Genomic DNA, 23,318 nt, shown 5'->3' on the forward strand with positions numbered 1-23,318 from the left:
AGGTTTTTATTTCATTGGGTTAACAACAGGCCAACTCAAAGGTTAATCGCTCCGGCACTGTGCCAAACTCACTGTCCAGCGGCAGAAAGCGGATCGCATAGCGCGTCTTGTGGCCAGAAATCTGTGGGTAAAGCTGGTGGGCCAGGTTGATGCGCAAGCGCAACAGATCGGCCCCTTCAGCGTTATCCTGGAAGAAGCCATTCAGACTGATTTGATTGCGAAATGACCCGGATTGGCGAATAAGATCCAGCACCATGGTCAGTGCCTGGTTCAGCGGTTCGAGCGTTTGCAGCCACTGACTGACGTCGCCATTCCGTTCCTGCTGAGGCGCATGCATCCACATGTGCAACGTTGGTAAGTCAAAACTGCAACAACCGCCAGGGATGCTCAGACGTTGGCGCACCAGGCTAATCAGCCGGTCTTCACGCAGCGATTGTCCGAGGCGCGGGGCGGACATCAGGGCGGCAGCACAGTGTTTTAACTGGTTGCGCAACTGATCCACCAGCGACATATCAACGCCGGGCACATCGGACCATGCCAGCAGTTTTTGCTGCTGACGTTCCAGCTCTTTCAGTAACTCAGTGCGTACTTCGCCACGTTCCAGTACGTCCAGCAGATCGGCAATGGTACGGAAGAACGTCAAGGCGATGGCTGTTTCACTCAATGCGCGCTGGCCGTGCAACTGTTGCAGTAAAAACTCCATACGCAACCAGGTGCGCATTTTTTCATTCAACGGGTGTTCAAAAAGAACGCTTGGGGAAACATCACTCATTCAGTTTAATCCTGTCGGGTCGCTGATGCCGCCAGCTCAAGGTAACGGCGATGCAGTGCGGCAACTAATGGCTCTATCCCCTGAGCAGCGCCGCTATTATCAATTATGTCATCAGCTGCGGCCAGACGCTGTTCACGCGTGACCTGTGCGGACAGTATGTTCTGCGCCTGCTGACGGCTGATACCGTCGCGGGCAATGGTTCTGGCCAACTGAGTTTCACTGTCAACGTCGACCACCAACACGCGGTCAGCACGCGCCTGCAGGTTATTCTCCACCAGCAGTGGTACGACCCAAAGTGCATAGGGGCTAGTGACTTGCGCCAATTGGCGTTGGGTTTCCTGATGAATCAGCGGATGCAGCAGTTGGTTTAGCCAGCGTTTTTCATCAGGGTTACTGAAGATACGCTGACGCAGTGCCGCACGGTTAAGTGTGCCGTCAGGCTGCAACATTTCATTACCAAAACGATCGGCGATGGTTGCCAGAACCGGGGTGCCTGGCTCAACAACTTGCCGCGCAATGACGTCAGCGTCGACCACCGTCACGCCGTGGCGTGCAAAGGCATCCGCTACGGTTGATTTACCGCTGCCGATACCTCCTGTCAACGCAACAATGTAGGCCATGGTAGGAAATGCACCTGGTATTCATAAAAAAATAATAGACGAATCATAAAGCGATCGCGCAGAAGTGCAAGTCAGCAGGTGGCGCTTGTCTGGTCGCTAGCGTTGTACGTTGATAAAAACCGCAGCCAGAAAGGAAAAATGAGCGGGAGCTCACATTGCGGTTTCGCAGGTAAATTTGTCGGATTGTAGCGTAAATAATCGAGAATTCGCAGTCTTGTCCGGGGATTATTAGCGCGTATGATAGCGTCACTGGAACTGGCATTAATCTATACCCGCCATTCTTCAAGTTACAGCGTTGCTGGCTGAAACTTCAACTTTATAGGGTATAGGTTCGAATACTCTCTGCGATCCGTCGCCATAAACCAGGAAATCATTAGTCATGCGTATTGAAGAAGATTTGAAGTTAGGCTTTAAAGATGTGCTGATCCGTCCTAAACGTTCTACGCTGAAAAGCCGTTCAGAGGTTGAGCTGGAACGTCAGTTTACCTTCAAACATTCTGGCTTGAACTGGTCCGGTGTGCCGATTATTGCCGCCAACATGGACTCAGTCGGCACCTTCAGCATGGCAGAGGCCCTGGCTTCCTTCGACGTTCTCACTGCCGTACACAAACACTACACCGTTGAGCAATGGGCCACTTTTGTGCAACGCGTCCCGGCCTCAGTGCTGCGCCACGTTATGGTTTCAACCGGTACCTCCGACGCCGATTTTGTGAAGATGCAGCAGATTTTGGCTCTGTCTCCGGGGCTGAAGTTTATCTGTATCGACGTGGCTAATGGTTACTCAGAGCATTTTGTCGCTTTCTTACAGAAAGCGCGTGAGGCCTGTCCAAAACATGTGATTTGTGCCGGTAACGTCGTCACTGGCGAAATGGTTGAAGAACTTATCCTGTCCGGTGCCGATATCGTTAAAGTCGGTATTGGCCCTGGCTCAGTCTGCACCACCCGAGTGAAAACGGGCGTTGGCTATCCGCAACTGTCTGCAGTGATCGAGTGCGCCGATGCGGCACATGGTCTTGGTGGCCAGATTGTCAGCGACGGTGGTTGTTCCGTGCCGGGTGATGTTGCGAAAGCCTTTGGTGGTGGCGCGGACTTTGTCATGTTAGGCGGCATGTTGGCCGGCCACGACGAGTGCGAAGGGACCGTTGTGGAAGAGAACGGTGAGAAATTCATGCTGTTCTACGGCATGAGCTCCGAGTCAGCCATGAAACGCCACGTTGGTGGCGTTGCTGAGTACCGGGCAGCAGAAGGCAAAACCGTTAAGCTGCCTTTGCGCGGTGAGGTTGAGTTTACCGTTCGTGACATCTTGGGCGGCCTGCGTTCTGCCTGTACGTATGTCGGTGCAGAACGTCTGAAAGAGCTGACCAAACGTACCACCTTCATCCGCGTAGCGGAGCAGGAAAACCGCGTTTTCGGCAGCAAGTAATCTGGCTTGCTTGCACGTAGCTAAATTGTGGGTGCAGTGTTTTGCTGCGCCCATGTTTGTCTTCAGGTTCATCCCAACACATTCCCCAACTGAAATATCGGCAGGTACATTGCGATCACCAGTGTGCCTACGATCCCACCGACCACCAGCATCAATATGGGTTCCAGCGTTTGCGCCAGGGTGTCGGCCCGCTCAAAGGTTTGCTGCTCATGCCACAGAGCAAGTTTGCCCAGCAGCGTATCTAACGATCCCGACTCTTCGCCAACCCGTACCAACTGCTGACACAGCGAAGGGAAAAGCGTTTGTTGCTTCAACGCGCTGTGGAAAGTGTGCCCTTGCGCAATCTGTTGCTGCACCTTCTCAATTGCCTGACGGTAAAACAGGTTATCTATCGACAGTGCGGCTGCGTTCAAGCCTTCAATCAGCGTTAACCCGGCTTGCTGGGTCATCGCCAGAATGCGGAATATTTGGCTTAGACAGCCGCCTTTGATCAAGGGCGCAATCAGCGGCAGGTGGAGTAGCGCTGCCTGTTCACGCCTGCGCCATCGTGGTTGCGGGTGCAGACGGTGAAAATAAGCCAGCGTCATACAGAACAGTACGAGGGCTAGCCAGGGGCCGCTCTCGATCAACAGGGCGGAAAGATTCAGAAGTCCTTGAGTAAACCACGGCAGGGGCGCATTGAATGACTGGTAGACACCGGCAAACTCCGGCAACACCATGACCAGCATTAGCATGCTCACCAGTAGCGCTACAGCGCAGATAAACAAGGGATAACGCAGTGCCTTAACCACTTTCTTCTGCAGCTTTTGATGGGCTTCCTGCTGTTGGGCAAGCTGTAGGCAGCATTCATCCAGGTGGCCGGTGAGCTCCCCAATGGCGATCAACTGGCGGTAGATCAAAGGGAATATGGCCGTTTGTCCGGCGATGGCTTCCGAAAACGGCTGGCCTTGCTGCACCAATTCGCTGAGCTCCCGTAGCAAACAGCGCCAGGCGGCGGAAGGGTGTTCTGCTGCCAGGAGTTGTAATCCGCTAACCAGCGGTAGCCCGGCCTGCAACAAAGTGGCAAGCTGACGAGTGAATTGGATCAGGGGGTCTCCGCGCCACTGGCTGGGGGGAATGCGTTTACCACTGTCAATTTTGTAGGGCTGCAGCCCTTGTTCGATAAGCCACAGGCTGACCCTGTTCTTTTCGGGGCTCATCAATTCCCCTTGGTGCAGTTGGCCTTGCGAGTCAATCGCCTGCCAGAGGAAAAGGCGTAAGTTTTTCACGGTGCCTCTCCGGTGTCGGCAATAATGATGCCGACAATGCGATACACTTCTTCAAGCGAGGTAACACCTTGAGAAACCAACGTTAACCCGGCTTGCAACAATGTTGCTTGCCCCTGCTGTCGTGCAATATCGGCTAATTGAGCAGGGGCTGCACCTTGCAATAGGCCGGTCTGCACCTCTGGTGTGATGGTCAACAATTCATAGACTCCGATACGGCCATAGTAACCGCTGAAACAGTGTTCACAGCCATCGGCTTGCCAGGGGTGCAGAGGGTCAGCCCAAATTGCAGTGGGGAAGTGCACCTCCCCGCTTTGTTGATAACGGCAGTGACGGCAAAGTTTGCGCACCAGTCGTTGGGCAATCACCAATTTCAGGCAGGCGGCAATCAAATAACCGGGAATGCCCATATGGGTCAGGCGCGTTAGCGTTTCGCTGGTGGAGTTGGTGTGCAATGTGGAAAGCACCAGATGACCGGTTTGCGCCGCTTTAACCGCGATTTCTGCCGTTTCTCGATCGCGGATTTCACCGATCATGATGATATCCGGATCTTGCCGCAGTAAGGCGCGCAAAACGCGAGAGAAATCCAGATCGGTTTTGGCGTTAATCTGCGTTTGGTTGACGCCAAACAGTGGGATCTCAATGGGGTCCTCGACACTGCATAAATTGCTCTGCGCGTCATTTAACTGGCGGAGGCCGCTATAGAGTGTAACGGTTTTACCGCTACCCGTCGGGCCGGTGACCAGGATCAGGCCCTGAGGACAGGACAGCGCTGCGGCAAACTGTGCCAGCGCAGTCTGATCCATGCCCAACTGCTCCAACGGTAGCTCCTGACGCTCAGTGTGCAGGATCCGCAGCACCACTTTTTCACCGTGCAGCGTGGGTAAGGTGGCGATGCGCATTGAGTATGTCGCGTTATCCAACTGTACGCTGAGCTGACCATCTTGCGGCAGGCGTCGTTCGGCAATGTCCAGTTGCCCCATGATCTTCAGCCGGGCGGTAAGGCGTGCGGCCAGTGCAAAAGGTGGTGACGCTATGGCTTGTAGTACGCCGTCGATGCGCAGCCGGATACGCAGCGTCTGCTGGTAAGGTTCAACATGAATATCCGAAGCGCGCCGTTGAATGGCGATGCGCAAGGTCTGATTAATGAACTGTACGACGGGGGCGTCACTGTCATCATTTAATGAGGGGGTCTCTGGTTCAGGTTCCTGAAGGGCTTGTTGGAAGTGGTCGCCCTGTATTTGACGGTGATTTAGCTCCAGCTCTAACCGGGCTGCTGGCCACTGTTCCAGATGAATGCGTTTACCGGTGGCGAAACGCAGGGCCGTTAGCAATGCTGGAGGCGCTTCTTCAGCCAGGGCAACGTTCAGGCAGTACTCGTCTTCACTGAGTGCCAACGCCTGATAGCGTCGGCACAGTGCATGGATTTCATCGCTGATCGTCACACTCATGGTGTTGGCGTCGTGTTGGTTGTATCAAAACGGAAGACCTCTTGGCAGGTCTCTTGCAAGTTGGTGTTGTCACTGCTGCACTGGCGGGTCCAGCGGGTCAGACCGCGGGTATTTTGAGTTGGGGTGAGCGTCACCGTCAGCCCCTGAAGCGTTTGTGTGCCGGTCAGCGAAATAACACCTTGGCTGACCTGAACTGCGCTGACATAACGTGATGTCCCGCCTGTAGGGATGCCTTGACTGCCGGCGTTGCACGCAGTGGGTACGCCATTGTCGAGTACACATAACTCAACGGCCATTTTATATGGGGTCATGGTTTGCAGCATGTCGGTCATCGCTGCTTTTTGGATATACCGCTGATAGGCGGGAATGCCAATGGCGCTGAGGATCGCAATAATGGCGATCACCACCATCAATTCGATCAAGGTAAAACCGCGCTGTGTTTCCATCTGTTGTTGCCTCCTAATGAATGTGGAGGGCAGGGTAAACGCTAGGGATAGAGGCTTCGAGGGGCTTAGCGGCGTTTTGCGGTGTGTTTCCAGCGTAATGCGTTGTGTTTGCAGCAGGGGTTACAACATTGGGGGGGATGTCGCAATGTTGATGGGGAATACCTCCCCGCTGCAGCGGGAAGGCGGGGCATTATTTGAAGCGCATCGACAGATCGAGGGCGGTCACGTGCTTGGTCAGAGCACCAACGGAAATGTAGTCCACGCCGGTTTCGGCGAAGGTGCGCAGGGTGTCACTGGTGACATTACCTGAAACCTCCAGTTGAGCACGGCCCTGAGTTTGCGCCACAGCGGTGCGCATCATCTCAACGCTGAAGTTATCCAGCATGACGATGTCGGCGCCGGCATCCAGCGCCTGTTGTAATTCATCCAGCGACTCCACTTCGACTTCGACGGGCACGTCGGCATGCAGCCAGAACGCTTTCTCGACCGCCTTTTTAATCGAACCGGAGGCAATGATGTGGTTTTCTTTGATCAGGAAGGCGTCGGATAGCCCCAGCCGGTGGTTGCTGCCACCGCCGCACAACACCGCATATTTCAGCGCGGTGCGCAGCCCAGGCAAAGTCTTACGGGTGTCCAGCAGGCGAGTTTGCGTGCCTTGTAACAGTGCCACATAGCGGCTGACTTCGGTCGCTACGCCAGAAAGCGTCTGTACAAAGTTCAGTGCGGTACGTTCACCTGTCAGTAGCACTCGTGCCGGGCCGGTCAGTTTGCAGAGCAGTTGATCGGGCACCAGGCTATCGCCGTCTGCCACCAGCCATTCCACCTTCACCTGGTTACCCAATTGGATGAAGACTTCGTTCAACCAGCGTTGGCCGCAAAATATGCCGGGTTCACGGGTGATGATGGTCGCTTCGGCTTGGGTGTCGGCCGGTAACAATTGCGCGGTAATATCGCGTTCGGCATCGACTTCGCCCCCCAGGTCTTCACGCAGGGCCTGGGCAACGGCATAGGGGATATCGCTTTCAATTCGTTCAAGAAGCTCGGTGCGGCGACTGTCGGCACTGTAGCGGCGTGTCGGCATAGAAAACTCCGAAATGGACGGTAAGTTCGTAGAGGGAACATGCTACTCTGTTGCCGTGACAAGTACCACAGCAGCACGTTGGTTGCGCTGCTAATCATACATTATCCGATGCCTGCACCGCACATCGCCATGCACAGCAGGATCGTCCCAGCCCTGTGTTTGACGGGGAGTTATATCTGGCATCTCTGGAACAACCCGGCAAGCCCGATGACGCTATGCTTGGAATAATGGAAAAGGAGAGGAGTCGCTAATGACGCTGTTTACGCTGTTACTGGTTCTGGCGTGGGAACGTTTGTTCAAGCTAGGGGAGCATTGGCAGTTGGATCACCGCCTGGAGGTGGTGTTTCATCGGTTACATCGATTTTCACTAGCACAGACGTTACTGATGACTCTTGCCTGGATGGTTGTGGTAGGGGGGATTCTGTGGCTGGCTCAGGGGCTGTTTTTCGGCGTAGTGACGCTGTTGCTGTGGATCATTATTGATTTGCTGTGTGTGGGCGCGGGCATTAAGCGCAAACACTATCGTGCCTATCTGAAGGCAGCACGTCAGGGAGATGTACATGCCAGTGATCAGATGGCGGAAGAACTGGCGCTAATTCACGGATTGCCAGTGGATTGCAGCGAAGAGCTGCGCTTGCGTGAACTGCAGAACGCGTTGCTGTGGATTAACTTCCGTTATTATTTGGCGCCGCTGTTCTGGTTTGTCGTCTGCGGGCCCTACGGACCGATTGCCTTGGCGGGCTATTCTTTCCTGCGTGCCTATCAAACCTGGTTGGCGCGTCATAATACCCCGTTGGAACGTTCTCAGTCGGGCATCGATCATCTGCTGCACTGGTTAGACTGGATCCCGGTGCGCCTGGCCGGCGTGGCCTATGCATTGATCGGGCATGGTGAGAAAGCGCTGCCAGCATGGGTGGCATCGTTGGGGGATCGCCATTCTTCGCAGTATCAGGTGTTGACGCGATTGGCGCAGTTCTCATTAGCGCGGGAACCCCATATGGATCCAGTGCAGACCCCACGGGCAGCGGTAACGTTGGCGCGTAAGGTAACAATGATCATTGTGGTGGTGGTGGCGCTATTGACGATTTACGGCACCCTGCTCTAAGACGGTATGTGGCTTAACCACCAGAAATAAAAAACGGGCGCTTAGCGCCCGTTTTTGTTGGATTGCCGAAGCTTACAGTTTGGCGAAGCTGCGGCGTGCAGCGTCGATGGTGCGTTGGATATCTTCTTTGCTATGCGCAACGGACATAAAGCCTGCTTCAAAAGCGGAAGGCGCCAGATAAACGCCTTCATCCAGCATCAGATGGAAGAAGCGCTTGAAGCGCTCTACATCGCACTGCATCACATCCTGATAGCAGGTGACTGACGGAGCATCGGTAAAGAACAAGCCGAACATGCCACCAACGTGGTTTACCACCAACGGGATGTTTTCTTCTTTTGCCGCATGCAGCAGGCCATCCGCCAGCATATCTGTGAGTTCGGTCAGTGTCTGGTGGATACCCACCTGCGAAACTTCGGTAAGGCAGGCGTAGCCCGCGGCCATTGCAATCGGGTTACCGGACAGTGTACCTGCCTGATAAACCGGGCCGGTGGGCGCCAGTGCGGCCATCACGTCACGACGGCCGCCGAACGCGCCAACGGGCATGCCGCCCCCGATGATTTTGCCCAGGCAAGTAAGGTCGGGTTCTACATCGTAATAGGACTGCGCCCCTGCCAGCGCCACGCGGAAGCCGGTCATGACTTCGTCGATAATCAGCAGGGCACCGTACTTGTCACACAGTGCGCGCAGACCTGGCAGGAATTCAGGCAACGGTGGTACACAGTTCATGTTGCCTGCGACTGGCTCAACGATGATACAGGCGATCTCTGAAGGGTACTGCTCAAATGCGGTACGTACCGAATCCAGATCGTTAAAGGTGCAGGTCAGGGTGTGTTTGGCAAAGTCGGCCGGTACGCCCGGTGAGTTCGGTTGGCCTAGCGTCAGTGCGCCGGAGCCGGCTTTTACCAGCAGGCAGTCGGCGTGACCGTGGTAGCAGCCTTCAAATTTGATGATTTTATCGCGATTGGTATAGCCACGCGCCAAGCGGATTGCGCTCATGGTGGCTTCGGTGCCTGAGTTCACCATTCGCACCATGTCCATGGTGGGCACCAGTTCTGTGACCAACTCGGCCATTTTGACTTCCATCTCGGTAGGCGCGCCAAAGCTCAGGCCACGCTGTGCCGCTTCGATCACTGCGTTGCGGATCGCCGGGTGGTTATGCCCCAGTACCATCGGGCCCCAGGAACCGACGTAGTCGATATAGGCTTTGCCGTCGACGTCAAACAGGTAAGCCCCGTCTGCACGCTCGATAAACAGTGGCACACCACCAACGCCGCTGAATGCACGCACCGGAGAGTTAACCCCGCCTGGGATTACCTGTTGTGCCTGCGCATACAGATTTTCGGACTTGTTGTGTAAGCTCATAAATCGGCTCCTGGATTCTCTTTGAATGATTTGACCGCGCTATTCTAGTGAAGTGTTCGCTGATATGAAACGATCACAGTCAGATACCTATTTAGGGGGGCGGTTGGTCAGTGGGTGCGCTAGAATATTCGACTTGCCTATTTGTATTACATTTAACTCCACTAATGAATAGCCCATTATGACTGAATTACAGCAACAATCACCGCTCGCACGGGCTCCAAGACTCAAACGGAGTGACATGGTGCGTCAGTTTATGCGTCGTGATAAAACGCCCGTGGCTGTCTTGTTCATGGCCGCGGTGGTGGGGACTCTGGCCGGTTTGCTTGGCGTGGCATTTGATAAAGCGGTGGATTGGGTGCAGCAGCAGCGCCTTTCTGCGTTGGCACAGGTCGCTGATTACTGGATTCTGGTGTGGCCGTTGGCTTTTGTTCTTTCTGCCGGGCTGGCCGTGCTGGGCTATTATTTGGTCCGCCGTTTTGCCCCTGAAGCCGGGGGATCGGGTATTCCGGAAATTGAAGGCGCATTGGAAGAACTGCGCCCAGTACGCTGGTGGCGAGTGATTCCGGTGAAGTTTATTGGCGGCATGGGGACGCTTGGGGCGGGCATGGTGCTAGGTCGTGAAGGGCCGACGGTGCAGATGGGGGGCAACGTTGGGCGTATGGTGCTGGATATTTTCCGTATGCGCGGCGCAGAGGCGCGTCATTCGCTGCTGGCTACCGGTGCGGCTGCCGGCCTCTCGGCCGCCTTCAATGCGCCGCTGGCCGGCATTCTGTTCATCATTGAAGAGATGCGCCCGCAGTTCCGCTATAACCTGATCTCAATTAAAGCGGTGTTTATCGGCGTTATTATGTCGAGCGTGGTGTTTCAGTTGTTCAATGGCGAAGGATCGGTGATTGCGGTGGGCAAGCTTTCCTCCGCACCGATTAATACCCTTTGGTTATACCTGGTGCTGGGGGCCATATTCGGCGCGGTTGGCGTGATGTTCAACGCGCTAATTTTCCGCACTCAGGACATGTTTGCTCGTCTGCACGGCGGCAAGATGCGCAAGATTTTGCTGATGGGGGGATTGCTCGGCGGCATTTGCGGCATCCTGGGGTTGATCCAACCGGAGGCCGCAGGTGGAGGCTTTGGCCTGATCCCGATCGCTGCGGCAGGTAACTACAGCGTCGGTATGCTGATGTTTATTTTCATTACCCGGGTCATCACCACGTTACTGTGCTTCGGTTCCGGTGCCCCGGGGGGGATTTTTGCACCGATGCTGGCGTTGGGCACGCTGTTTGGTACGGCTTTTGGCTTGGCCGGTGCTCATTTGTTCCCGCAGTATGGCATCGAGGCTGGCACATTCGCCATTGCCGGCATGGGAGCCTTGTTCGCTGCGACAGTGCGTGCGCCCCTGACCGGTATCGTCTTGGTGTTGGAAATGACCGATAACTATCAGCTCATACTGCCCATGATTATTACCTGCCTTGGTGCTACGCTGGTGGCTCAGTTCCTTGGGGGCAAGCCGTTGTATTCCTCAATATTGGCCCGTACGCTACAGCGTCAGGAAGCGCAGCAGGCCAGTGAAGCGGCAGATAAAACAGGTAAAGAAAATACAACAAATGCGGTGAATACTTGAACGCAACACTCAGGTATTGGATAATCATTAACATTAATCCGGCCGCCATTGTAGCGACCTGATGCAGAACAATGTTGGGAGTAAAGAGTATGAGTGATGAAACAGCACTGCCCCTGCAATTTACCGAGGCAGCAGCAAGTAAGGTTAAAGTCCTGATTGCTGACGAAGAAAACCCGAATCTGAAGTTACGGGTTTACATTACCGGTGGCGGTTGCAGCGGATTCCAGTACGGCTTCACTTTTGACGATAAGGTCAATGACGGTGATATGACCATCGAGAAACAGGGTGTTGCTCTGGTTGTTGATCCGATGAGCCTGCAATATCTGGTCGGTGGCTCGGTTGATTATACCGAAGGGCTGGAAGGCTCGCGCTTCGTGGTGACTAACCCGAACGCCAAAACTACCTGCGGCTGCGGATCCTCGTTCAGCGTGTGATCCCACCAGCCAGCGTATAAACCCGCCAACCCCATCGGTTTGCGGGTTTTTTTATGGTTACCATTCCACCGTGATCAGTTCTCGGTAAGCATCATTTTCGCCCTCTGTGGCTAACGGGCTGCGGGTGACTTTAGGCTGGGCACTGGCCGTATTACCGCATGTTACCTGTGGCGTTGAACCCCCTGTATCCACGCTGCAGATTGGGGCGATGGTCAGGCTGACACCAATTTTCCCGCTCATATTGCCAGCGTAAACGAAAGGGCTGCACAGCAGCACGCTGAATAAAAAGAGAATATTCTTCATAGTTTGGGGAATAGCCATCCGTAAGCAATCACATAATGGCTTATCGGCAAAAAGTTAATAAGTTTTAACAATGCTGGGGAATAATTAACTTGGGGTTAAAAAGTTTATTACATTGATTTCCAGCGGTTTTTAAGGCGTTGATAATAACATTTGGCTACTAATTGGTCTAATATTCCGACTTATGGCGTATGGATGTCATAAGGTTCCGCCCGATACGGGCGGGATTTGGTTATCGTTCAAGGATGAAGGCAGGGAGTTTGAGGTGCCAGCGGATAGCCGCGAGCCGGATAGCCAGCGTAATGCCCATACCGAGCATCATCGCCTGTTGTAAGGGCATGCCGAAGGTCGCGTAGGCGGTCGCATGGACAATGCCACCGATAATACAGGCGGTGGCGTAAATTTCGGTTCGCAGAATCATCGGGATTTCCCGTGCCAGCACGTCACGGATAATGCCGCCGCCAACCCCGGTAATGACACCCATACAGATTGCCACCAATGGACTGGCATCGGCGGCAAAGGCTTTATTTACCCCAATGCCGACAAAAACCGCCAGTCCAACGGCGTCCAACACCGGCAGGATCCATTTTGGTAAGCGGCGTGGCTGACGTACCAGCAGCAGTGTCAGCACGCAGGTGATCATTGCTACCACCAGATCGGTTGGATCTTTAACCCAAAAGACCGGGCCGTTGGCCAACGCCATATCGCGGATGGTACCACCACCGACCGCGGTGACGACGCCCAGGACGAGCACGCCGAACGGATCCATACGCAACTTGCCCGCCAGTAATACGCCTGAAATGGCGAAAACCGCAGTGCCGAGAATATCCAGCCAGAACACCAGCATTAATGAAGCTCCGCCAATTGATGACACAATTGCTGTGCTGCCAGCATGATGCGCGGCCCGGGACGGTTGAACCAATCCCCATTCAGCGCAATCACCGGCACCTGCAATTGTGGTGTCCAAAAGGCTTTCACGCTGGCGATCTCTTTTTGGTCGCCCGCAATAACGATCGCTTGTGGCTGGCGAGCCAGCACCTGTTCCCGGCTGATTTGCGGCCACGGCATACGGCTGTCTGCAAAGATGTTCTCCGCGCCGCACAGTGACAATACCTGACTTTGTAGCGTGGCACCGGAACTGGTGAACAGCGGTTGGGTACCAAATTGCAGCAGGGCCCGCCGTGACTGATTGTGCGGGTATTTTGCTTTCAGATCGGCAATTTGTTTACGGATAGCGTCTGCGGCCTGATGCGCTTGCTCAGGGTGCGGGCTATATTGCGCCAGTTTGTCCAGAGATTGGGCTATATCATCAATCGTGGTGGCATCTGCATAAAAGATCGGGATACCGAAGGCGGCGAGCTGATCCAGTACTCGCTGTGGATTGCCGCCGCGCCATGCCAGGATCAGATCCGGTTTCAGTGCCAGCACCCGCTCCAGGTTGATCCCTTGCCACGAGGCAACTTGTTCCAGCTTCTGGGCGGCGGGCGGGTAGTCGGAATAAGCGCTTACCGCCAGCAAGGTATCCCCCATGCCAGCGGCATAGGCCAGTTCGGTTGTGTTGGGTGCCAGGCTGATCACCCGTTGGGCGGCGCCGGCAGGCAGCGCCATCCATAATGCCAGCAGCCACAGCAGGACTGAAAAGCGTTGCGTCACATCAACCGCGCTTAGCCAAGGTTTGCAGCATGGTGTTAACCATCAGTGTAGATTGCTTGGCGGCGACGGAAAGAAACTCGTCAAAGCTCATGTGCGACTCACTGTCAGCAACGTCAGAGATCGCGCGCACGACCACAAACGGCGTACCGAACAAGTGGCAAACATGGCCGACGGCAGCGGCTTCCATTTCCACAGCAGCAACGTTCGGGAACGTGGCGCGAATGCGTGCCAACGGCTCAGCGCCGTTGATGAAGGCGTCGCCGCTGCAAATCAGGCCGCGTACCGCGTTCAAATTCAGTTGTTTGATGCAGCTTTCCGCCAGCGCAATCAGCGCGTCGTTTGCCACGAAGGCTGCAGGGCAACCGGCCATTTGGCCCGGTTCGTAACCGAAGGCGGTCACGTCGGCGTCGTGATAACGTACTTCTTCGGATACCACGATATCGCCGACCTTGAGCGTGCTGGCCAGGCCACCGGCAGAACCGGTATTAATCACCACGTCCGGTTTGCAGTGTTCCAGCAGCAGAGTGGTACCCATCGCCGCAGAGACTTTGCCGATACCTGACTTGAGCAGGGCCACGTCAACGCCGCCGATCTGGCCGGTATAGATTTCACAACCCGCGCGTCGAATGGTCTGACGGTTTTCAATTTGATCGCGCAGCAGGGTGACTTCCTGTTCCATTGCGCCGATGATGCCTACTTTCATAAATAAGACTCGCTGATTGGGTGTGGGAATTGCGCCATAGTCTATCATGGCTCTCATAGAGAGATAATCCGTTGCATCTGCCGCCGGGAATTGTTATCACGGAGGCAGGGCGCAACGGCGGAGAAACAGATGTCCGGGATCGACTTTAAGCAGAAAATCAGCTTCCAGCGGCCATTCAGCAAGCCAATTGAAGCCGAAGAAGAATACGACATTGTGCGGCAGTTCGAGAGCGATCGCGGGCGCATTGTCAATTCAGCCGCCATTCGTCGCCTGCAGCAAAAAACCCAGGTGTTTCCCCTCGAGCGTAATGCAGCGGTACGCAGCCGCCTGACGCATTCGATGGAGGTGCAACAAGTGGGGCGGCATATCGCTAAAGAAATACTCAATCGCTTCAAGCAGGATGGGCGGATAGACGCTCTTGGTCTGACCAAACTGCTCGACCCCTTTGAAAGTATTGTTGAAATGGCCTGTCTGATGCATGACATCGGCAACCCGCCCTTCGGTCATTTTGGCGAGTCAGCGATCAATGACTGGTTTTCGCAGCGGCTTGATCCCGCCAGCTGCGGCAGCGAACCTGCCAGTCACGATCGCTGCCAAGTCAGCGTATTACGTTTGCATGAGGGCGAGAGCGATCTTAACCGCCTGCGTAGCCGCATACGCCACGATCTTAGCCATTTCGAAGGCAATGCCCAAGCGATCCGGCTGGTGTATACCCTGTTGAAGCTAAATCTGACGTATGCGCAGGTGGGGTGTATCCTGAAATACACTCGTCCAGCCTATTGGGCCGCCGACATTCCTGCCAGTCACGACTATCTGATGAAAAAGCCGGGTTTTTATCTGGCAGAGGAAGCATTTGTCGATAGGCTGCGGCGTGAGCTAAATATGGGGGAGTTCGACCGTTTCCCATTGACTTATATTATGGAAGCCGCAGACGATATTTCTTATTGTATCGCCGACCTGGAAGACGCAGTGGAAAAAAACATTTTCACTGTCGAACAGCTTTACCAGCATTTAACTCAGGAATGGGGTGAAGTTTCGCCAGGCGATCTGTTTGATAAAACGGTGGCCAGTGCTTTTCGCAAGAGCGATCGCGGTGGCACACGGCGCAGTGCCGAAGATCAATTCTTCATGTATCTGCGCGTGTTCACCGTGGCACGTTTAGTCCCGCATGCAGCGCAGCGCTTTATTGATAACCTGGACGCGGTGTATCAAGGCAACTTTAATCAGGCCTTGCTGGAAGACTCGAGCCCAGCGTATCAACTGCTGAAAATATTCAAGAATGTTGCGTTTAAACATGTCTTTAACCACCCGGAAGTTGAGCAGCTGGAGCTGCAGGGTTACCGGGTGATCAGCGGGTTACTGGATATCTATAGCCCATTACTGGCCATGCCATTGGCAGATTTTACCCGTCTGGTACAGGAAGACAGCCACCGTGCCTACCCAATTGAAACGCGCCTGTTTCATAAACTTTCTACCAAACATCGGCTGGCCTATGTGGAAGCGGTTGAAGGATTGCAGCACCTGTCGTCCGAGCAATTGGCGATCCGTGAATATTATTTCCGTGCCCGTTTGCTGCAGGATTATATCAGCGGTATGACCGATCTTTATGCTTATGATGAATACCGCCGATTGATGGCTGCGGAATAATTCCTTGAGCTAATAAATGTTATTTTAAGCATTTTCGTTAGCCGTTCGGCGCCTATTTCTAGTTTTGTAAAGACGGACAATATTTGTTTACTATTACCAATAATCTGCGCCGGAACTTCGGGTTATTAATATGTTCTGACTATGCACAAAGACCCTAATACTTTTGAACGACTTTATAAGAGACACACAGATGAAAAAAACCGTATTAGTCCTGAGCGCGCTGGCATTTAGCATTGGTATGGCGATGGGCCCGGTGACGGCCAGCGCTGCAGAAACCGCATCCTCCAGTACCCAGCAACTGCCGAGTTTGGCACCGATGTTGGAGAAAGTGATGCCTTCGGTGGTGAGCATTAACGTCGAAGGCAGCACCACAGTGAATACACCGAAGATGCCGCAGCAGTTCCAGCAGTTCTTTGGTGAGGATTCACCGTTCTGCCAGGATGGTTCCCCATTCCAGGGTTCGCCGATGTGCCAGGGAGCTGGTGGTGAGCAGGGGGCTCCTGGTCAAGGCACTCAGCAAAAATTCCAGGCGTTGGGTGCTGGGGTGGTGATTGACGCCACTAAAGGCTACGTGGTGACCAACAACCACGTGGTGGACAACGCCAATAAAATTCAGGTTCAACTGAGCGACGGCCGTAAGTTTGACGCCAAGGTGATTGGTAAAGATCCTCGCTCTGATATTGCGTTGATCCAGCTGAAAGACTTTAAAAACCTGACGGCGATTAAAATGGCGGACTCGGACCAACTGCGTGTGGGTGATTATACCGTCGCGATCGGTAACCCGTACGGGCTTGGTGAAACAGCCACTTCTGGTATCGTTTCTGCCCTGGGCCGCAGTGGACTGAATATTGAGAACTACGAGAACTTTATCCAGACCGATGCGGCGATTAACCGCGGTAATTCCGGTGGCGCACTGGTTAATTTGAACGGCGAGCTGATCGGCATCAACACCGCGATTCTGGCGCCAGATGGCGGCAACATTGGTATTGGTTTCGCTATACCAAGCAACATGGTGAAAAACCTGACCGCGCAAATGGTTGAGTATGGCCAGGTGAAACGCGGTGAGTTGGGCATTATGGGTACCGAGCTGAACTCTGAACTGGCGAAAGCGATGAAAGTTGACGCGCAGCGCGGGGCATTTGTCAGCCAGGTAATGCCGAAGTCTTCTGCCGCCAAGGCGGGCATCAAGGCCGGTGACGTGATTGTTACCATGAACGGCAAAGCCATCTCCAGCTTCGCGTCATTCCGCGCGGAAATCGGGACTCTGCCGGTCGGCAGCAAAATGTCGCTGGGTATCATTCGCGACGGCAAACCGATTACCGTGGACGTCACGCTGGAACAAAGCACTCAAACGCAGGTTGAATCTGGCAACATCTACACCGGCATTGAAGGTGCCGAGTTGAGCAACGGCCAAACCGGTAGCCAGAAAGGCGTGAAAGTGGATAACGTTAAAGCCGGCAGTGCCGCAGCACGTATTGGCTTGAAAAAAGGCGACTTTATCCTCGGGGTTAATCAGCAGCCAATTCAGAACCTGGGTGAACTGCGTAAAATCCTCGACAGCAAACCTTCGGTGCTGGCACTGAACATCCTGCGCGGCGATACCACGTTGTATCTGTTGATGCAGTAATTGCTCGTTCTTCCTAAAAGGCACGCGACAGCGTGCCTTTTTTATTTCCGGTGCGCGTACAGTATCAAGCCAGATGAGTGCGCGCTGCCTGGCTGACCAACCCAATCTCATCCAACAGTTCCAGCCATTCCGGCTCTAACTCGTCATTGCTGACGCCCAGGCGTAGCTGCTGTTCGAGATAGAAACACAGATGTTTCAGACGCGGTACGCCGCTGTAACTGCAGCTGCCGTGCAGCTTGTGGATCAAATCGAGAATATTGTCGTCTGCTGCGCCGTCCAGCAGGGCTTGTACCCGTCCACTGACCTGGGGCAGGAAGTCGAGCAGCATCTGGAGTAGGTCGTGCGCCAGATCGGGCTTGTTCGCTGCCTGACGCAGTGCCAGGGGCCAATCGAGCGACTGCAGTGGGGCATCGGTTGATGCCAATGGTTCCGACTCATCACTGTGGTAGCGAGCTAATACGCGGGTGAGCATCGCTTCGTCAATCGGCTTGGCCAGATAGTCATCCATACCGGCCTGCAGCAGATGTTCGCGTTCACCGCTGACGGCATGGGCGGTGACGGCGACGATTGGCGTTGAATTGTGGTGTGGTAATTGACGGATCAGTTCGCTGGTGCGGATACCGTCGATATTTGGCATCTGAATATCCATCAGGATCAAATCCAGCACGTTGTCGCGTGCCAACACTAACGCTTCTTCTCCACTTTCACACAGCAGCGTTTTTTCCACTTGCTCAGCGAGCAGCGTACCGATCAGCTTCAGATTGGCTGGGTTGTCATCAACGGCCATTACGGTGAGAGGCAGACGTTTACGTTCCGGCAGCGCAGGCAGGCGCAGCGGGGCTTCCATACGCAGCAGTGGGAACAGACGGTTGCTGGTGATCGGCTTGATCAGGCAGCCGGCAGCGCCTTGCTGTTTGAGTTGTTCTGCGTTGATCTGCGACTGGCAAGGCAGTGCCAGAATCACACGATTGGCGATCTGCAGTGCTGCCAGCAGTTTGCTTTCGTGTTGTGCCATATTGTCGCGGAAAGGGATCGGCACCCCTACCAGCAGGAAATCGTAATTTTTCTTCGGCAATTGGGCGAGCGTCGGCGTATGGGTGATTACCAGGTTGGTGGCGCTCAACATATTGAGCGTTGCCTGAGCCGCCATCGGATTAGCTTCGATATACCCCAGCGTCTTGCCTTGCAGGTCCGGCAAATTTGTCGACAGCGACAGCATGCCCTCGTGCAGATCGAGTGTGATGTGGAACCAGAAGGTCGATCCGCGATTCAGTTGGCTGTGGAAGCAAATATCGCCCCCCATTTCTTTCACCAGCTTCTGGGTTATCACCAACCCCAGGCCGGTCCCACCGTGGCGGCGTGAAATACTGGCATCTGCTTGTCGGAACGCCTGGAACAATTGCGACTGTTGCCGTTCGGATATGCCAATTCCGGTGTCGTGGATTTGTACTTCCAGCTCGATCTGGCGATCTTGTTGGCTTCGCAGCTCGACGCGGATATCAATGTTGCCTGTTTCGGTAAATTTAATCGCGTTGCCGAGCAGGTTGGTAATGATTTGCTGCAAACGTAACGAATCGCCGATCACTTGCTCTGGCACGTCGTTGTGTACGTCGAGCGTGAGTTCCAGCCCTTTCTCATGGGCGCTAGGCGCCAGCAATACAATCACTTCATCCAGGGTCTCACGCAGTGAGAACGGAATATGTTCCAGCACCAGTTTACCGGCCTCCAGTTTAGAGAAGTCCAGGACGTCGTTGATGATGGTCAGTAAGTTATTGGCCGAACGTTCAATGGTTTGCAGATAGTCGGTCTGCGTGACGCTCATTTCGGTTTTCAGCATCTGGCGGGTAAAGCCGATCACGCCATTGAGCGGGGTACGGAGCTCGTGCGACATGTTCGCCAGGAATTCGGATTTAATACGTGCCGCCTCCTGCGCGCGTTTCTTCGCCAGATCCAGTTCAACGTTTTGGATCTCCATCTGCTCCAGCGTCTCGCGCAGGTCGGAGGTGGCCTGATCGATGTTCTGTTGCATCTCCTCGTGATATGCGGTGAGCGACATTGCCATTGAGTTGATGCCGTTCTTTAGCATATGCAGTTCGCCGAGCATAAAGCCTTCGACGCGGCTGTCGAGCTGTCCACGGCGGATGCGGTCAACGGTATTGACCATATTGCGGATCGGGCCGGTGACGTCGCGCATCAGGCGGTAAGCAAACAAGATAGCGATGCACATACACAACAGCAGCAACAGGGTGGAGACAAACACCTCCTTGTATTGCTGTAGCCGGACTGATTGCAGATCCAGTTCGATCGCGACATACCCCAGACGGTTGTCCTGCTGAGGATCGTTATTGGCCGTTTGATCCGGATATTGGCTCTCTGCCAGGATTGGGGTGCGTAAGATCAGTGAGTCTCCGCGACGCGTTAACATCAGATCGGTGGGGATAGGAACCCCTTTCGGCAACTGCAATTGGGCAACGTTGTGATGGTAATTCGAGGTGACGAACAGGTTGTTCTGCGCGTCGAATACGGTAATGGAACGCACAATATCTGAATGCCGGCGGTGCAACAGGCTGACCAACTGCCTGACCGACTCACGGCTGCGGAACGTCATGCCGTACTCGCTGGCCACCGCCAAAGGTTCAATAATACTGGCACCGGCATCAACCAGCTGTTCTTGTAATTCATTGTAGCGATGTACTACGAAGAAGGTGCTGAGCAACAGACCAATCAACAGCGTTGGGGCCAGAATAAGGATCATCATGCGCGCCCGCAGGCTGTATTTGGTCATGGGAGTCCAATGTGGGAGAATTGCCGAACACAGCCTACTTTAAATGAACCGGCACTCAATCGACAAATATGGTGCAATTTATTTCGTCGCCAGCGCGAAAAACCGTGCAGAGAAGTGCCGTATGATCAGGTCGACGGACTACGCTTAGACTTCGGTCTGCGTGACTTTCTTCAGGAAAATAACAGCGTAAACCGGTAAAGGGGGGGGCGGGCCCTTGAATGGCTCAGGATTCAACCCAATGATCGGGTATTGGATCTGTCCCTGCGGCATGGGCAATTTTATCCTGCCGCTGGCGTGATGCGCTGCTGTGGTGGGCATAGAAGGTGTTGCCACACCGGTAGCGAATGGGCAATATAATGCACATAAGAAAAGGCTGAGTAACGCCTGCTTCTTCCTCGATAATGGGGACGAAGACATTGAGCAGCAACCTTGGGCAGCACAAGGATTTTATAAGGTGATGCTGGAACTGGCCCGTGCGGGTGCGGTCAGCATGATGTCACATATTGTAAAACTGGCGCCAGAGCGGGAGGTTTACGTTTTCTGTATCCTTACTGTGCGGGCATGCGACAGCACTGGCTGCTGAGCGCCGGTTATCGTCTTGCGCGTGTGCGGATGTTGGATAGGTTTCCGCATACGGGGCATCTTGAGTCAATGGCGCTGTTTATTAACGGTTCTGCGCCAGAGGTCGCTGCAAAGTAGGGAGAGGTTATGGTTGCGGTAAGAAGTGCACATCTGAACACGGCTGGTGAATTTGCTCTCGACGAGTGGATTGCCAGCTTGGGGCTACCTAACCCGCAGTCATGTGAGCGATTAGCCGCAACCTGGCGCTACTGTGAGCAACAAACCCAGAACCATCCTAACGCGTCACTGTTACTGTGGCGCGGGTTGGAAATGGTTGAAATACTGTCGACTCTGAGCATGGACAACGACAGCATGCGCGCAGCGCTGCTGTTCCCGTTGGTGGATGCCGGCATTGTTCAAGAAGATACCCTGACCGAAGAGTTCGGTAAGGGCATTACCTATCTGGTACATGGCGTACGCGATATGGACGCTATTCGCCAGTTGAAAGCTACCCAAAACGACTCGATGGCCTCCGAGCAGGTCGATAACGTGCGTCGCATGTTATTGGCGATGGTGGAGGATTTCCGCTGCGTGGTGATCAAGCTGGCGGAGCGTATCGCCCACCTGCGAGAAGTGAAAGACGCGCCGGAAGACGAACGCGTGCTGGCAGCCAAAGAGTGTTCGAATATCTACGCTCCTCTGGCCAATCGGCTCGGTATCGGGCAACTGAAATGGGAACTGGAAGATTTCTGCTTCCGCTACTTGCACCCGGACGAATACAAACGCATCGCCAAGCTGCTGCATGAACGCCGTATCGATCGCGAGCAGTTTATTGATGACTTTGTTGCTTCGCTGCGCAGTGCGATGGGCGACGAAGGCGTTAAGGCGGACATTTACGGCCGACCAAAACATATTTACAGCATCTGGCGCAAGATGCAGAAAAAAGCGCTGGCGTTTGACGAGCTGTTTGATGTACGCGCAGTGCGCGTGGTGGTCGAACGTTTACAGGACTGTTATGCGGCCTTGGGGATTGTACATACCCATTTCCGCCATTTGCCGGATGAGTTCGACGACTATGTGGCAAACCCGAAACCCAACGGCTATCAATCGATCCACACCGTGGTCCTGGGGCCACGCGGCAAGACGCTTGAGATCCAGATCCGTACCCGTCAGATGCATGAAGATGCTGAACTGGGCGTGGCCGCACACTGGAAATACAAAGAAGGCGCGGTCGCGACGGTACGTTCCGGTTATGAGGAGCGCATTGCCTGGTTGCGGAAACTGATCGCCTGGCAGGAAGAGATGGCGGACTCCGGCGAGATGCTCGACGAAGTGCGCAGCCAGGTGTTCGACGATCGGGTTTATGTGTTTACCCCGAAAGGCGATGTGGTGGATCTGCCAGCCGGTTCCACACCGCTCGACTTTGCTTACCATATTCACAGTGATGTCGGCCACCGTTGTATCGGTGCCAAAATAGGCGGCCGTATCGTGCCGTTCACCTATCAGTTACGGATGGGTGATCAGATTGAAATCATCACTCAGAAGCAACCAAACCCAAGCCGTGACTGGCTGAACCCTAACCTGGGTTACGTCACAACCAGCCGCGGACGCTCCAAGATCCACAACTGGTTCCGTAAGCAGGATCGCGACAAGAATATTTTGGCTGGTCGCCAGATGCTGGACAGCGAGCTGGAGCACCTGGGTATCAGCCTGAAAGAGGCCGAGAAGCTGCTGATCCCGCGTTACAACATGAATTCACTGGATGAAATCTTGGCGGCGATTGGCGGTGGAGATATTCGCCTGAATCAGATGGTGAACTTCCTGCAAGGCAAGTTCAACAAGCCAAGTGCTGAGGAACAGGATCGCGAAGCGCTGCGTCAGTTGGTTCAGCATAAAGCCCCGCCAGCGACGCGCAGCAAAGACAATGGCCGGGTAGTGGTAGAAGGGGTCGGCAACCTGATGCACCACATTGCCCGCTGTTGCCAGCCGATCCCGGGTGACGATATTGTCGGTTTTATCACCCAGGGGCGCGGCATATCCATTCACCGTGCGGACTGTGATCAACTGGTTGATCTGCAATCGCACGCGCCAGAACGTATTGTGGATGCGGTGTGGGGGGAAAGCTACTCCAGCGGTTACTCGCTGGTGGTGCGCGTGATGGCTAACGATCGCAGCGGTTTGTTGCGTGATATCACCACCATTTTGGCCAACGAAAAGGTTAACGTACTGGGCGTAGCCAGCCGGAGCGACACCAAAAAGCAGTTGGCAACCATCGACATGGACATCGAGATTTACAACCAGCAGGTGCTGGGCCGGGTGCTTGCAAAGCTCAATCAGCTGCCGGACGTGATAGACGCCAAACGCCTGCACGGCAGCTAAATCCCCTGCGTCTTTCGCGCCGCATCGTTGTTGGCCAAGCTCCTTGGCCTCCGTTATTGTAGGGGCGAATATATTCGCCCCGATTG

General features: G+C 54.4%; 19 protein-coding genes and 1 pseudogene. 8 read left to right on the forward strand and 12 right to left on the reverse strand.

Annotation, left to right across the window (positions count from 1 at the left end; genetic code table 11):
- Positions 1-19: 19 nt before the first annotated feature.
- Both zapD and coaE read right to left on the reverse strand, forming a co-directional pair.
- The gene (zapD, locus tag AC2FC2_RS13520; protein ID WP_490659381.1) at positions 20-772 is read right to left on the reverse strand and encodes a cell division protein ZapD; all 753 of its coding nucleotides are present in this window, start codon (positions 770-772) and stop codon (positions 20-22) included.
- Between the two features lie 5 nt (positions 773-777).
- A complete protein-coding gene (gene coaE, locus AC2FC2_RS13525; protein WP_490659382.1) occupies positions 778-1,392 on the reverse strand; it encodes a dephospho-CoA kinase in 615 nt (204 codons plus the stop codon).
- Between the two features lie 379 nt (positions 1,393-1,771).
- Between coaE and AC2FC2_RS13530 the strand changes: the two genes are divergently transcribed.
- Positions 1,772-2,815, forward strand: a complete 1,044-nt coding sequence (locus AC2FC2_RS13530) for a GMP reductase (protein ID WP_404760411.1) — start codon at positions 1,772-1,774, stop codon at positions 2,813-2,815.
- A gap of 68 nt (positions 2,816-2,883) precedes the next feature.
- Here the strand turns inward: AC2FC2_RS13530 and hofC are convergent, their stop codons facing one another.
- The 4 genes from hofC to nadC form a co-directional block, all read right to left on the reverse strand.
- Entirely contained in the window at positions 2,884-4,083 is a 1,200-nt protein-coding gene (hofC, locus tag AC2FC2_RS13535) for a protein transport protein HofC (protein ID WP_404760412.1), read from the reverse strand.
- Positions 4,080-5,531 (reverse strand): type II secretion system protein GspE, encoded by a 1,452-nt coding sequence (gene gspE, locus AC2FC2_RS13540; RefSeq protein ID WP_490659383.1) that lies wholly within the window; start codon positions 5,529-5,531, stop codon positions 4,080-4,082. Before gspE ends, hofC begins: the two co-directional genes overlap by 4 nt.
- Positions 5,528-5,977: a prepilin peptidase-dependent pilin gene (ppdD, locus tag AC2FC2_RS13545; protein WP_209635102.1), complete on the reverse strand. Its 450-nt coding sequence runs from the start codon at positions 5,975-5,977 to the stop codon at positions 5,528-5,530. Before ppdD ends, gspE begins: the two co-directional genes overlap by 4 nt.
- 190 nt (positions 5,978-6,167) lie before the next feature.
- Positions 6,168-7,058 carry a carboxylating nicotinate-nucleotide diphosphorylase gene (gene nadC / locus AC2FC2_RS13550; RefSeq protein WP_265555780.1) on the reverse strand — a complete coding sequence of 297 codons (891 nt, stop codon included), beginning with the start codon at positions 7,056-7,058 and terminating at the stop codon, positions 6,168-6,170.
- Between the two features lie 250 nt (positions 7,059-7,308).
- Between nadC and ampE the strand changes: the two genes are divergently transcribed.
- Positions 7,309-8,163 (forward strand): beta-lactamase regulator AmpE, encoded by an 855-nt coding sequence (gene ampE, locus AC2FC2_RS13555; protein WP_209635105.1) that lies wholly within the window; start codon positions 7,309-7,311, stop codon positions 8,161-8,163.
- A 72-nt stretch (positions 8,164-8,235) separates the two neighbouring features.
- On the opposite strand, the gene hemL is transcribed toward ampE, so the two are convergent.
- The gene (hemL, locus tag AC2FC2_RS13560) at positions 8,236-9,525 is read right to left on the reverse strand and encodes a glutamate-1-semialdehyde 2,1-aminomutase (protein WP_209635108.1); all 1,290 of its coding nucleotides are present in this window, start codon (positions 9,523-9,525) and stop codon (positions 8,236-8,238) included.
- A 178-nt stretch (positions 9,526-9,703) separates the two neighbouring features.
- On the opposite strand from hemL, the gene clcA reads away from it, so the two are divergent.
- Together clcA and erpA are read left to right on the forward strand one after the other, a co-directional pair.
- Positions 9,704-11,143 carry a H(+)/Cl(-) exchange transporter ClcA gene (clcA, locus tag AC2FC2_RS13565; protein ID WP_209635110.1) on the forward strand — a complete coding sequence of 480 codons (1,440 nt, stop codon included), beginning with the start codon at positions 9,704-9,706 and terminating at the stop codon, positions 11,141-11,143.
- Positions 11,144-11,232: 89 nt separating this feature from the next.
- Positions 11,233-11,577 carry an iron-sulfur cluster insertion protein ErpA gene (erpA, locus tag AC2FC2_RS13570; RefSeq protein ID WP_004950184.1) on the forward strand — a complete coding sequence of 115 codons (345 nt, stop codon included), beginning with the start codon at positions 11,233-11,235 and terminating at the stop codon, positions 11,575-11,577.
- 57 nt (positions 11,578-11,634) lie between these two features.
- On the opposite strand, the gene AC2FC2_RS13575 is transcribed toward erpA, so the two are convergent.
- The 4 genes from AC2FC2_RS13575 to mtnN all read right to left on the reverse strand — a co-directional run bounded on the left by AC2FC2_RS13575 (position 11,635) and on the right by mtnN (position 14,233).
- The gene (locus AC2FC2_RS13575; RefSeq protein WP_490659384.1) at positions 11,635-11,880 is read right to left on the reverse strand and encodes a hypothetical protein; all 246 of its coding nucleotides are present in this window, start codon (positions 11,878-11,880) and stop codon (positions 11,635-11,637) included.
- A 229-nt stretch (positions 11,881-12,109) separates the two neighbouring features.
- Positions 12,110-12,724: a TRIC cation channel family protein gene (locus AC2FC2_RS13580; protein ID WP_012005233.1), complete on the reverse strand. Its 615-nt coding sequence runs from the start codon at positions 12,722-12,724 to the stop codon at positions 12,110-12,112.
- Entirely contained in the window at positions 12,724-13,485 is a 762-nt protein-coding gene (gene btuF, locus AC2FC2_RS13585; protein WP_490659419.1) for a vitamin B12 ABC transporter substrate-binding protein BtuF, read from the reverse strand. Before btuF ends, AC2FC2_RS13580 begins: the two co-directional genes overlap by 1 nt.
- Before the next feature lie 46 nt (positions 13,486-13,531).
- Positions 13,532-14,233 (reverse strand): 5'-methylthioadenosine/S-adenosylhomocysteine nucleosidase, encoded by a 702-nt coding sequence (gene mtnN / locus AC2FC2_RS13590; protein ID WP_490659385.1) that lies wholly within the window; start codon positions 14,231-14,233, stop codon positions 13,532-13,534.
- Positions 14,234-14,362: 129 nt separating this feature from the next.
- Between mtnN and dgt the strand changes: the two genes are divergently transcribed.
- Both dgt and degP read left to right on the forward strand, forming a co-directional pair.
- Positions 14,363-15,880, forward strand: coding sequence for a dGTPase (gene dgt / locus AC2FC2_RS13595; protein ID WP_265555776.1), 1,518 nt, complete (start codon positions 14,363-14,365; stop codon positions 15,878-15,880).
- A 190-nt stretch (positions 15,881-16,070) separates the two neighbouring features.
- Entirely contained in the window at positions 16,071-17,507 is a 1,437-nt protein-coding gene (gene degP / locus AC2FC2_RS13600; protein ID WP_209635140.1) for a serine endoprotease DegP, read from the forward strand.
- Positions 17,508-17,571: 64 nt separating this feature from the next.
- Here the strand turns inward: degP and barA are convergent, their stop codons facing one another.
- Positions 17,572-20,292 carry a two-component sensor histidine kinase BarA gene (gene barA, locus AC2FC2_RS13605; protein ID WP_209635142.1) on the reverse strand — a complete coding sequence of 907 codons (2,721 nt, stop codon included), beginning with the start codon at positions 20,290-20,292 and terminating at the stop codon, positions 17,572-17,574.
- A gap of 96 nt (positions 20,293-20,388) precedes the next feature.
- Between barA and AC2FC2_RS13610 the strand changes: the two are divergent.
- Both AC2FC2_RS13610 and relA read left to right on the forward strand, forming a co-directional pair.
- Positions 20,389-20,991: pseudogene (locus AC2FC2_RS13610) on the forward strand (class I SAM-dependent RNA methyltransferase family protein); the annotation flags it as partial.
- Positions 20,992-21,000: 9 nt separating this feature from the next.
- Positions 21,001-23,232, forward strand: coding sequence for a GTP diphosphokinase (gene relA, locus AC2FC2_RS13615; RefSeq protein ID WP_037425654.1), 2,232 nt, complete (start codon positions 21,001-21,003; stop codon positions 23,230-23,232).
- Positions 23,233-23,318: the final 86 nt, after the last annotated feature.

The organism is Serratia sp. CoH_122_TC_1 (genome assembly GCF_058191755.1).